The sequence below is a fragment of the Pontibacter ummariensis genome, assembly GCF_900188175.1.
Classification (GTDB): domain Bacteria; phylum Bacteroidota; class Bacteroidia; order Cytophagales; family Hymenobacteraceae; genus Pontibacter; species Pontibacter ummariensis.
The window spans coordinates 86243-98053 of sequence record NZ_FZOQ01000005.1 but is presented as its reverse complement, the minus strand read 5'-3'; the positions used below and the strand labels follow the sequence as shown (position 1 = coordinate 98053).

The 11811-nt window shown below is 53.5% G+C and carries 11 protein-coding genes; 5 read left to right on the top strand and 6 right to left on the bottom strand.

The annotated features are described in order from the left end of the window. Nucleotides 1-24: 24 nt before the first annotated feature. The 3 genes from CHB92_RS07180 (at nt 25) to CHB92_RS07170 (ending at nt 2307) form a co-directional block, all read left to right on the top strand. Entirely contained in the window at nt 25-1407 is a 1383-nt protein-coding gene (locus CHB92_RS07180; protein WP_089318514.1) for a TonB-dependent receptor, read from the top strand. Nucleotides 1408-1580: 173 nt separating this feature from the next. After that, the gene (locus CHB92_RS07175) at nt 1581-1928 is read left to right on the top strand and encodes a four-helix bundle copper-binding protein (protein WP_089318513.1); all 348 of its coding nucleotides are present in this window, start codon (nt 1581-1583) and stop codon (nt 1926-1928) included. 109 nt (nt 1929-2037) lie between these two features. Next, complete coding sequence (locus CHB92_RS07170; RefSeq protein WP_089318512.1) at nt 2038-2307, top strand: hypothetical protein; 270 nt, start codon at nt 2038-2040, stop codon at nt 2305-2307. 575 nt (nt 2308-2882) lie between these two features. Here the strand turns inward: CHB92_RS07170 and CHB92_RS07165 are convergent. From CHB92_RS07165 to CHB92_RS07155, 3 genes are all read right to left on the bottom strand, one after another. Beyond that, complete coding sequence (locus CHB92_RS07165; RefSeq protein WP_089318511.1) at nt 2883-4418, bottom strand: FAD-dependent oxidoreductase; 1536 nt, start codon at nt 4416-4418, stop codon at nt 2883-2885. A 171-nt stretch (nt 4419-4589) separates the two neighbouring features. Beyond that, a complete protein-coding gene (locus CHB92_RS07160) occupies nt 4590-4916 on the bottom strand; it encodes a hypothetical protein (RefSeq protein ID WP_089318510.1) in 327 nt (108 codons plus the stop codon). Nucleotides 4917-4937: 21 nt separating this feature from the next. Next, nucleotides 4938-6614: a hypothetical protein gene (locus tag CHB92_RS07155; RefSeq protein ID WP_089318509.1), complete on the bottom strand. Its 1677-nt coding sequence runs from the start codon at nt 6612-6614 to the stop codon at nt 4938-4940. Nucleotides 6615-7255: 641 nt separating this feature from the next. Between CHB92_RS07155 and CHB92_RS07150 the strand changes: the two genes are divergently transcribed. Together CHB92_RS07150 and CHB92_RS07145 are read left to right on the top strand one after the other, a co-directional pair. Continuing rightward, nucleotides 7256-8272 (top strand): potassium channel family protein, encoded by a 1017-nt coding sequence (locus tag CHB92_RS07150; protein ID WP_245842366.1) that lies wholly within the window; start codon nt 7256-7258, stop codon nt 8270-8272. A gap of 111 nt (nt 8273-8383) precedes the next feature. Beyond that, nucleotides 8384-9253 carry a transketolase gene (locus tag CHB92_RS07145; RefSeq protein ID WP_089318507.1) on the top strand — a complete coding sequence of 290 codons (870 nt, stop codon included), beginning with the start codon at nt 8384-8386 and terminating at the stop codon, nt 9251-9253. Between the two features lie 96 nt (nt 9254-9349). Here CHB92_RS07145 and CHB92_RS07140 read toward each other — a convergent pair whose 3' ends face one another. The 3 genes from CHB92_RS07140 to CHB92_RS07130 form a co-directional block, all read right to left on the bottom strand. Then, a complete protein-coding gene (locus CHB92_RS07140; RefSeq protein WP_089318506.1) occupies nt 9350-9850 on the bottom strand; it encodes a DUF421 domain-containing protein in 501 nt (166 codons plus the stop codon). Nucleotides 9851-10328: 478 nt separating this feature from the next. Continuing rightward, a complete protein-coding gene (locus tag CHB92_RS07135) occupies nt 10329-10592 on the bottom strand; it encodes a DsbA family protein (protein WP_144266286.1) in 264 nt (87 codons plus the stop codon). A 272-nt stretch (nt 10593-10864) separates the two neighbouring features. Further along, nucleotides 10865-11809 (bottom strand): manganese catalase family protein, encoded by a 945-nt coding sequence (locus CHB92_RS07130; protein ID WP_089318504.1) that lies wholly within the window; start codon nt 11807-11809, stop codon nt 10865-10867. Between the last annotated feature and the right edge of the window lie 2 nt (nt 11810-11811).

The following is an 11811-nucleotide window of genomic DNA, read 5'->3' as shown; positions in this document are numbered from 1 at the left end:
GAGAAACAGCACCTACCACAAACTATGAAAACAACCATAACCTTCCTGTGCTTCCTGGCCACAGCCGTTTTGATGCTTCCGGCTACAGCGCAGCACCAGGGGCACCAGCAGCAGCCAAAAGATACAGCGACCCATCAGATGGGGCAGCAGGACCATTCCCAGCACACAGCTGTGCAGCACGGAGAGATGCAGATGCCCATGTCTCATGCCTTCTCCCGCAACCTGCCGATGAGCCGCAATGCCTCCGGCACAGGCTGGCTGCCTGATGAGTCCCCCATGTACGGCAACATGTTCCACCGGGGCAACTGGATGCTGATGCTGCACTACAGTCTGTTTCTGCGCTATAACAAGCAGGATGTGTTTGAGGCGGGCGAACGTGGCGACAGCCAGTTTGACGCTCCGAACTGGTTTATGCTGATGGGGCAGCGCTTTGTGGGAAACAGGGGGCTACTGCGGTTCAGCGGCATGATATCCCTGGACCCGATCACGGTGGGCGGCAACGGCTATCCGCTGCTTTTCCAGACGGGGGAAACCTTTGAAGGCTCGCCGCTGATAGACCGCCAGCACCCGCACGACCTCTTCAGCGAGCTGTCTGTCGGGTACACGCATATGCTGTCGGAGGAGGCAGACGTGTTTGTGTACCTGGGCTATCCCGGTGAGCCTGCCCTGAGCAACGTGGCCTTTATGCACCGCCCGTCGGCGCTCAACAACCCGGACTCACCGCTGGGCCACCACTGGCAGGACGCCACCCACATTACCTTCGGGGTGGCCACACTGGGAGTCCGTTACCGCAACTTTAAACTGGAGGGCTCTACTTTCACTGGCCGGGAGCCGGACGAGGAGCGTTATGACTTCGACAAGCCCCGCTTCGACTCCCGTGCCGTGCGCCTCACCTACAATCCGTCTACCAACTGGAGCCTGCAGGCGTCAACTGCTTTCGTGAAAAGCCCGGAGGTGGCGGAGCCTGACGAAAACGTGTACCGCACCACGGCGTCTGTGCTCTACGGCAACATGCTGGGGGACAACAACCGCTACTTTACCGCCTCCGCCAACTGGGGCTACAACTATGTGGATGCGCATCACAAGGAGCACTCCTTCCTGCTGGAGTCCAACCTGCAGAACGATAGGTTTGCCATTTACGGGCGCTACGAGTTTGTACAGAAGTCGGCAGAGGAGTTGGGGTTTGAGGAGGGAGCCTTCGGTCATGATGAAGTGTTCGGTGTCAGCGCCCTGACGGTAGGAGCCAACAGGCAGCTCATCGAGATAGGTACCGTGAACGTGCACTTGGGAGCACAGGTAAGCCTGTTCAGAGCCGGCAGCCAACTGCACCCTTACTATGGGGAGCTCCCGGTCAGCGGCCAGGTCTATCTGCGTTTCTTCCCCAGGGTGATGGTACCCCGCCCGTAGCGGCTTGTTTCGTTTGAAGGCGGGTTCGACAACTCTGAACCCCACACAGTATCCTTTGGGCTCGGTGGGGTTCAGATTTAACTAGCTTGTTCTCCACAGAACAAAAGCAAAGCAACAGCGTTCCTTTTATAAGGCCTCTTGGCCTACATTTTTAACCATATACCACTTAAGCTATGAATCATAACCACGAGCACAACAACAGTCCTCACAAAGATTTACTTCATATTTTAGCACAATGCGCCGACGAATGCGACCACTGCTTCGACATGTGCTTGGAAAACGAGCGAACAGAGCAGTTGGTGCGCGCCCTCAGAGCATGCCGGGACTGCGCCAAAATCTGCCGCGTGACCGAAAGCTTTGTCGCCTCCGGCTCAAATTTCGCCAAGCAGATGACCCAGCTCTGCGCCGACATCTGCAAGCAGTGCGCCGACATCTGCGCCCATCATGAGGAAGAGGAGCAGGAGACCATGCATTGCGCCAAAATATGCCGCGAGTGCGAAGAGGCCTGCAGGAACTATTAAAGCGGGAATGTGGCGGTACTGGCCGTAGTCTAAACTGACAGGCAACGAGCCTCTGCAGGGTAAGAACAGCTGCAGAGGCTCGTTGCCTATTATTAAAAGTACAAGCTATATGACAGACGTAAGTACAGACCATCCAGGCAACATACCCTATGTAGAGCTGCTTGAGGAGGGACGTAAAATCTCCTTTCGCAGGGACTTTTTCGGTGAGATCAGGATTCAGCGGAAGGTGAACGACGGTGAATGGAAAGTGTTGGCTGAGCGTGTAAGGTCACCCTATGTTGATGCGGAGGACTTCCCTCCAGGCACCAGGCTTTCCTACGCTGTCGGGCTGGAGCTTGATAATGAAAAGCACAGTTATGAACTTGTAGCTGTCCTTTAGCTGTCCTGGCTGCTCCCCTTCTCGTCACACACGCTTCCCCTTGCAAGTTGCAGGTGAGCTACTGCAGAATTAGCGGATCAAGCCTTTTCCGGTAGGCGGCTTTGTTGACTCTTCCGGAAGAGGTTGTGAAAAGAACCTTTTCCCAAAAAGTAATGATCTGAAAACAAAGGGTACATCAAGTAAACAGCAGCTGGTGCCAAGGGAATAAGGACAAAGCTTTTGCTACAGCGAAACTTTCAAACGATCAGTATTGTGAGATCACTAAAAAACTCTTCGATAATACCGCTGCTAAAACAGCTTTGCAGCCGCTGGGTGTGGACAGATGCCTGTTACCTGATCGGCTCATGGTTCATGTCCATAACCTTCTCAGGCAGGCAAGCCAAGGGGGAGAAGAGAAAGAACTAAACTTTCTTACAGGCCCTGTTTCTGGTTTAACGGCCTTTTCTGTCCGTCATGCCGCTCACGCCTGAGGTTTGGTAAACGGTTTGACTGGCATGAGCAAAGTCCTTCCGGAGAGCGTCCTTTAACAAGAACGGACTTTATCTGTAACGTTAATACCGCCTTCTTGCCAGTAGCTATTCCGGCCCCTGGCCACCGGCTCCCTTCTCCTCCAGGTTCTCTATAGCCGGGCCCTCCAGCACCTGGCCGTCCACAGAGAAGCGGCTCCCGTGGCAGGGGCAGTCCCAGCTCTTCTCCCCGTTGTTCCAGTGCACCAGGCAGCCCATGTGGGTGCAAACCGCAGAAACGACGTGCAGCTGGCCCTGCTCGTCGCGAAAAGCGGCCACCTTGCCATCTTCCAGCGCCACGACCTTCCCTTCTCCTGGTTTGATTTCATCGAGCTCCTTCTCATCCCCTCTTAGAAGGTAGTCTTTTACAAGATGAGTGACGACGTCCTTGTTCTCCTTCAGGAACCTCTTGGCGGAGGCCGCCGGGGTAAACCGCTTCGGGTCATAGAAGCTGGCCCAGGGGCTCTCCCTGCCGAATAGGGCGTCGCCGATCATGATGGAGGCCAGGGTGCCCCAGGTCAGGCCGTCGGCAGCGAAGCCGGTGGCCATGTACACGTTCTCCTCCGTGAAGCTGGTGCCGATATAAGGGAGGCCGTCGGCTGGCTTGTAATTCTGGGCTGCCCAGGTAAACGCTATTTCGTCTACCTCAAAGTGAGCCCGCAGGTACTCCTCTACCCTCTTAAAGCTCTTCTCAGTCTGCTCCACGTGCCCTATCTTGTGGGAGGCGTCCAGAACTAAGAGAAAGTTGCCCTCCTCCGTGCTGTAGGGGCGCACGGAGTACATCTGCTTCTCCTCCATGTGCCAGTAGATGCCATCAGGGGGCAAGTCCCCCTTCAGGCGCACGGCAAGGGCATACTCCCGGTGCACCTCCATCTCCGTGTGCACCACATAACGCCCGATGGGGGAGTGGGTGGCTTTGATCACTGCCTTTGCCGTCACTTTCCCGTGGCTGGTGTGGACCACGCAGGGCTCACCGTCCTCTACGTCCAGCACCTTCGTTTGCTCAAAGATCCGGCAGCTTTCACCCGCTATGGCGGCGGCAAGCTGCTGCACGTACTGAAGAGGGTTGAACTGTGCCTGGTGGGCAACGTTTGCGATTCTCGACACCCTGTAAGGAAAGCCGGCCGGCGCTACACCGGTCGCAGGCAATCCTGCCTCTATAGCTGCCAGAAGCTCCTTTTCTATCTGCTTGTTATGGGGGCTGTCTTCTTTGGTTGTGAAATAGTACCAGGGAACGCGCCTGAACCCGCAGTCAATGTTGAACTCGTTTACGACTTCCTCTATGAAATCGACGGCGCCGCTCCTGGAAAACGCCACGGCTTTCATCGTCTCCTCGTTGTGCTTCGAGGCTACCTTGTGCAGCTGCCCGGTAGGGGCGTACAGGTTCCCGGTGGAGGAGCCCGTGGTGCCCATCCCCACCCGCTTCGCCTCCAGCACGGCTACTTTCTTCCCCGCCTTGGCCAGGTTGTAGGCGGTCGTGATGCCGGTAATGCCGCCCCCGATGACGGCCACGTCTACTTCTAAGTCATGTGACAACGAAGGGTAAGTCTTCGCGCCAGCTGTTGCGCTCCATATCGCCTGTGTGTAATAGTGCTCTGTCGCCATTCTTTTGTTTTGTTAGAAGTTAGCTTGTCTTGTACAGAGAAGCGTTCTTTTACTGTGTTTGTACCCTCTCGTCAACCTGCTTGTGCCGGCAAGGCTACGGGTAAGCGAGACCTCAGGAAGAAAGAGACCTGTCGGTTTAGAAAGAACTGTTAGGGCGAGCCCCGACAGAAATTAAGGAGCCTCTGCCTCAGAGACAGACTGAGTCTCCATTTTCTCCCCTTTTTGTTCCCGCTCTACGCGAAGCCACACCCCCCTCTCCACCGTGGTGTGGTTCAGCACACTGACTACATGTGGTGTCGCCTTGGGGTCAAGCAGCGCGACCCTCCCGTCTGGGCCGACAAGCCCGTACCCGCTTTCCATGCAGTGCCCCATCAGCGCGCACGCTGTCGTGTGGCTTTTTGCCTCCTCGCCTATTTGAGACGACGGAATGGTCCGAAGGCAGGCGACATCCACCACGTGCCCTTCCAATATTTCCCTTCCATCAGGTTGTCTGTCCATATCTTAAGTTTATCGGTCAAGCTATCTTTTACTTACTTTCCAGAGAACCCCTGTAAAAGGGTGGGCACTCATGCCGTTTGAGTTAAACTCGACGATCCCGAAGTCCACAATGTATAAGTCTCCGTTCGGGCTCCACTCCATCTGAATAGGGCGCTCCAGCCCTCCCGCATTTTGAGTGGCAGAGGCAGGAACCCTGCTTTCGTTGTAAATGTAGTCGTACGCTTTGCCCGTGCTCAGGTCTACCCGCTGCACCTTAAAGCCAGGCCAGTTGTAGGATACGCCAGGAGGCGCGGTCTCCGCTGACTCAGGTACTTCTTTCGGGAAATTGGGATGGTACTTCTCCCCTTTGAAGAAAGGGATAATCGCACCGAACTCGGCTACCAATATATCGCTCTCCGCTACTCCGAAACCTTCTCTTCCGAACACCATTCCTTCGGCTGCGCTGTGGACGGGTAGCAGCGCTAGTGGTTGTAAGGGTCGTTCCTTTCCCTTCAGGAGCCTGCGGTGCGTCTCCTCTGTCAGGGCAAACTTGCGTACCTCATCCTTGTACTCAAAGCGCTCATCTGTGATGGGAATACCGCTGTAGAAATCAGGCCAGCCGTACCATTCCCCCTCCTTTACCTCATACACCTGCTCGTAATCAAAGTAAAGCCCGCGCGGCGGCATGGGATTGGCACTGTTCATGGTCGTGATCAACCTTCCGTCAGGAGAAAAGCGGTAGCCAAAGCTGGAGCGGAACCCCCAGGCAATCCTTTTCAGATCCGTTCCATCAGGATTTACGCTGTAGAAAGCACCGTTGCACACTTCCTGCCCCTGAATCACCTGCCCATATTCTGTTACTGTACCCAAAGGAACATACACTCCCGTCAGCACAGAGTCCTTATTCACACTCTTCATGCCCTTGGTGGGTACCCAGAAATTCAGGCCGGTCAGCACCACGTCCTCCCCCGGTATTTCACGCGCCGTTGGCTTGTTGAAGATGTCCATCACGCTTGTCCAGTGCTTTTCAGGTACACCGGTGTTTCCTTGTGTTGACAGGAAGAAGTACATCCTGCCGTCCTTGAAAATCGGCTTAGCGTTGAGGAACTCTCCCCAGGATGGCAATCCGTCCACAATGGTTTTAAATTCGCCCGTCTGCAAGTCATATGTTGAGTAGCGGGACCTGTGCGAGATGTACAGTTTGCCTTCGTGGTGGGTAACACCGGTAACGGGTGGAATCAACCCCTCCGGCAGCTTGCCTGTTGTGGGAAAAGACACATTCTTTATCACCTCCACCGGCACCACCTTGTCATACACCACTTCCCATTTCCCGTCTTCTGTGAGCCTCATGATGCGGGCGCTTGGCGCCTTCTCCGGTTTTGTGCCGTAGGTGTGGCCACCTGCCTCGGCAACGTAAACTCTTCCTTCGTCATCAAAGGTAACGTCCACCGGGTAAGTCAGCCCCTGCGACACGGCCTCTATCTTCAGCCCTGCCGGAAGAACCACATCCTCGGGAACTACTTTGCGCGTCGTTTCGGGAGTGCCGGAGGTTTCAGCGACACCTTTCGTGTTGTTTGGCTGGTCCTGGATACCTGTGTCAGCAGTGACAGCAGTATCAGCGTTGGCTGTTTGGTTTTGTTCTGACGTGGTGCAGCTTGTTTGTAAGGACAGTAGCAGGAATAGACAGAGAACAAAGGAAAACGAGCTTCTTTTTTTCATGAGTGATGACTTTAAAAGTTTATGTTGTGTTTTTTGTCCCTCTTTCTACTTCATGTTGTTAAACTACTGCATCCAAAGGCTGTACTTCCTTTTGTTGGGCTGGGTTTTACTAACAGCAGAAGCTTCTGCTGTTAGTAGTCCATGCAGCGCTCCTGAACCTTCACCTCAAAAGCTACACTCTGTTCTTTTTTATTCCAGGAACAGGTGAAGCTACATGGTTCACTGTTCATGGCCTGTTCTCTCATGTAAAGGCTTTAGGTGAGGCCACAACTCCTTTCATCTGAGCAAGCAAGGTGAAACTGTACACATACAGGTTAACCGACAAAAATTATTCAAGCAAAGCAGGGTCAGCGCTGTAAGCAGCCGGCGCTCGGCCACAGTTCTTGTCCATTCTCTTACTTACGCTTATGCTTGTTCAGCTTGTCTTGGTTTATACCGGCCCACTCTTCCTGTGTTTTACATATTTGGCGTTGGTTTTTATAAATTTTAAGCAGTAGGGTCTTGTCCCTGTTTCAGGAAACACAAACAGCTGCTGCAACCATGCTTTTTAACCACACGTCAGACGTATCCCTTAGTCGGGTCACGAACCCACCCAAAGCAAATTCGTTTAGCAACAAAACGAATTTTACCCTGTGCTTATCATGAACTTCCTTTACTTTGCTCTTGGAGCACTTGTTTTCGCCATCACTGCACTGGACATCATCAAGACTGCCCTTTCCTCCAACGGCGGGGGCATGGTGACGAGCCTGGTGTCACGGGCAGTGTACAAAGCTTTCTTCTTAGCTGCAGGAAAGCGAGGAAAGTCCAGACTCTTGAGCTATGCAGGTCCAGCTGTGCTGGTTTCTGTGCTTTTAGTTTGGGTTCTGGGGTTTTGGTCTGGTTTGTTTCTCGCCTTGTTGTCCGACCCCGGTTCTGTTGTGCACAGCGTCACCAAGACCAACGCCAGTGCGGTGGAGAAACTGTATTACGCCGGCTTTACCCTGTCCACATTGGGGGTAGGGGACTATGTAGCCTCAAGCGACTTCTGGCGCATTGTAACAGATGTCGCGGCTTATTCAGGTCTGGTTTTCATTACCACCTCCATCACCTACTTTTTACCGGTGCTTTCTGCAGTCAGCCTGCAAAGCACGCTTAGCCTCTACATCAGTGGGATGGGGAAGACCCCGCAGCAGATCCTGATTAAAAGCTGGAACGGAAAAGACTTCTCCTCCTTCTTTGACAACACATCGGATCTGTGTCAGATGCTGATAAAGCATACCATGAACCACCACTCCTACCCCGTGATCCACTACTTTCACAACAGTCAGCCGAAGCTGTCCGTTGCCCCGGCCATCGTCCTGCTGGACGAGGCGTATCAGTTGCTGGGTAACGCCCTACAGCAGGATGTGCCTGTTGATGAAGTGAAGATGTCTATGCTGCAGACTACACTGGACTCTTACCTGGAGGTGGTGAAGGGAAGTTTCCTGAAGCACCCATCCCCTAACGAAAAGGCTCCACTCCCTGACCTTAAGCAGCTGGAGGAGAAAGGGGTCCCGCTGAAAGGCAAGGAGACTGTGAGGCAGCATTTCGAGCAGGCCCTGCAGGAGCGCCGCAGGCTCCTTACATCCCTGCTGGAGATGGACGGATGGTCGTGGAAAGAGGTGTACCAGCCAGGGTAGCGGCTTGAGCTGCCCTGGCTGGTACAGTTAGTTGACCAACCACACATTTGATGTGGTATTTAGAAAACGTTTATGTTTATCTCACGCGGTATCTACAAAAAGTACTGACTTATGACTGGAAACCCTTTTGAGAAGAGTGTGGAGGAGCTGAAGGCGATCGCCTCCCAAGTTAGAAGAGATATCCTCCGGATGGTGCACGCCGTTAACTCCGGACACCCCGGCGGCTCGCTGGGCTGCACCGAATACTTTGTTTCCCTGTACTTCAGGGTGCTCCGCCACGACCCCTCTTTTCATATGAACGGGGTGGGCGAAGACCTGTTCTTTCTCTCCAACGGCCACATCTGCCCCGTATGGTATAGCGTACTGGCCCGCTCCGGCTATTTTGACGTGAAAGAGCTGGCCACCTTCCGTAGGCTTAACTCCCGGCTGCAGGGACACGCAGCGACAGCGGAGGATCTGCCCGGCATACGCGTTGCCTCCGGCTCATTGGGGATGGGCCTGTCCGTGGCCATTGGCGCCGCGCAGGCCAAGAAGCTGAACAAGGATCCGAACCTGGTGTATGTGCTGATGGGTGACGGAGAGCTACAGGAAGGCCAGATATGGGAGGCCGCTCTCTATGCAGGTGCTATGAAAGTAGATAACCTGATTGCCACCGTGGACCGGAATCACCAGCAGATAGACGGCACCACGGAAGACGTGCTGCCTCTCGGAGACTTACGGGCTAAGTTTGAGTGCTTCGGCTGGCGTGTGCTGGAGGCGGAGGGCAATGATCTTGAACAGCTGCTTTCTTCCTTAGAGGCAGCCAGGTTAGCCACAGGCAAAGGCAAGCCAGTGATGATCCTGATGCACACGGAGATGGGCTACGGCGTGGATTTCATGACGGGGTCCCACAAATGGCACGGGGTGGCCCCCAACGATGAGCAGCTGGGGCAGGCGCTCGCCCAGCTGCCGGAGACGCTGGGAGATTACCCTGAAAGGTGACACGAGACTACTAAAGGGTGTACGGGCGGCTTCTTTCTTGCTTCCCTGTTTGCCTCTTCATTGCTGTCACAGTGGGAAAATGGCTCTCCTGCCACCTCATCTGTCTCTGCCCTTTCCTGTTCTTTTGATGATGGTAAGGCTTCTGTTTTTTTCCAGTACGACAGCTTTAACCTTCTTCATGTCGTCCAGCTTCTCCGCACCTGCCGCTTTTATTACTTCTGCCTTACACACCCGATGCTTCTTCATTTCCCGCTCAAGAAATCGCCCTCGGTAAAATAATAAAGTAGGACTTTCTGTTATAAGGTCGGATAACTTCTCCGGCTTCTTCTCTATCCAGCTTACAACAAGCTGAAGGCCCACAAGCAGTGCGAAAATCACAAGAACGTCAATCAGCGAAACCTGCTTAGCAGTAAAAACAAAGCCAACCGCTAAGCCTATGGTTACCTTAACGGCTAAGTCAAAGGCACTCATGCGCAGCAGCGTTCGCCTACCTGCGATCCGCAGCACGAAGATAATACCAATACCGGCCATAACGCCCACCATGAGTATGCGCAGCAGGGGCTCATACCCGTTCCAGAAAATAGCTTCTTTATCCATTCTGCTTTTCTTTATTTGATGGCTAGTCCAGGCACTGTTCTGAGCTAGCCGGAACACCCTCCCACCTTAAAAATAAATGCTGAGACACACTTTGGAAAGACCCTGTGCACCTTGTGCAGCCAAAGCTAAAAGGGAGGGCTATTTATCCTTCAGCAACGTCTCGGCGGGGCTTCTGACTTCTACTGTTTTAAACAGAAGAACAAGAGCTGTATACATAGCTGTCTTTGGATAATGTTTGGGTTTATAGCGAGCTGTACCAAAATAGGTTTAGAAGGTGAGTAAAGGGTGTTAAATAAAAAGTGCTGTTGCCTATAAAGAGTTGCGCTCACCTTGGCAAAAAGGTAGTGAACCTGCTTCAGTCTTTGGCCTACTTCTATAGAAGGCACTTTACCTGAACAGAAGTTTTGTTTTCTCTATCAAAAGCAAAATTGAGTAAGTGTAGGAGCAGTCCGAACGGGCAACACAGCTCTGCTGACCGCTACTGCCTTTGTACAAAGGCAGTAGCGGTCAGCCCCTCAGAATCAAGCTTTTTATTCTTGTAAGAGTTTTGTTCCTTTACCACCTCTAAGCATAGCTTTCTTTTGGAGATATTCCGGCCCTGTAGCAAAATAGCCTCCTGCACCCGCCGCAAGTACACCTCTTCTACCTTCGGCGACTGCAGCCTCGCACGCTTCACAGCCACGCAGGTCGGGAACGACGAGCTGGTCTGACTGTAGAACCAAACCTTATCATCTGTGGACATGTAGAAGAGGCGCTTTGCCTCCAGCCACACCGACTCCTGTCTGAGTTGGCCTACTCACACAGTTTATCGGATCTCTGTAGCTGTCCCAGTTAAGCAGTATGCCAGCCACACGGTAGCGCCCCCTCACTTTGCCGCTAAACTTACAGTTAGACCTGCGTCACTGGGGCTCAAAAGCCCAGCTCCAACAACAAAGAGGGTCGGTGTAAAACTGAATCTTCACCAACCCTGCTTCTCTTTCTGCTGCTTTCCTACTACCAAGACAGCATCTTAGGCTACATGTCCTTCTGGGGGTAGGTGCTCCACTGGTTCTCCCCTTTCGGCACAGAGGACTTGATATGAGCGCTTCGCTTCTGGCTAAGCGCCATATTCAGCTCGTCTGTTTCCTTCATGCCGCGCACGGTGCCCCTTGGGCCATGCTCCGTCATTCCATTAGACTCTATTACGTGCTTTACCGGGTCATCCACGTATATCCACTCATCGCCTGTTACAGGCATTTGTCCCTCATTCCATGGTCCGCGCACTTCAGGGCCACTTGACATGTTGAAGTAAGAGTTAGTGTAGCGTGGATCCCCCTGACGTACGCCTGGTGGGAAGTTCGGTGTGATGGTCGACAGTGCTGCCTCAAACATCTGGGCGTGCGCAATCTCACGTGTCATCAGGAAGCGTAGTGTCTCCTTCACGTAGGGGTCGTCGGTGAACTGCATCAGGTACTCGTACACGATCTTCGCGCGAGATTCTGCCGCTATGTTAGAACGTAAATCTACTGTCAGGTCGCCGTTGGCATTCACGTAGCCGGCATTCCACGGCACACCCTGGCTGTTTGTTAATGTAGGACCGCCGCCGCTCAGGGCCAGGAACTGTGGGTTAACCATGGCCTCGTGGATCATGCTCTCTTTGGCAGCCTTGCCATCGAGCAGTCCCATGATCTCTGACTTGTCAGCCAGATCTTTCAACTCTCCGTTTACCGGTCCCAGCAGCATCTGAATAGTGGCACCCACAATCTCGAGGTGGCTGAACTCTTCTGTTGCGATGTCCATGAGCATATCGTATTTGTCCGGGTACGGCTGACGTGCCGGGAAAGCCTGCACGAAGTATTGCATGGCTGCCGCCAGCTCTCCGTTAGCCCCGCCAAACTGCTCCAGCAGCATCGAAGCGAACTTCGGATCCGGCTTGGATACGCGTGCGTTAAACTGTAATTCTTTTACGTGGTGAAACATTT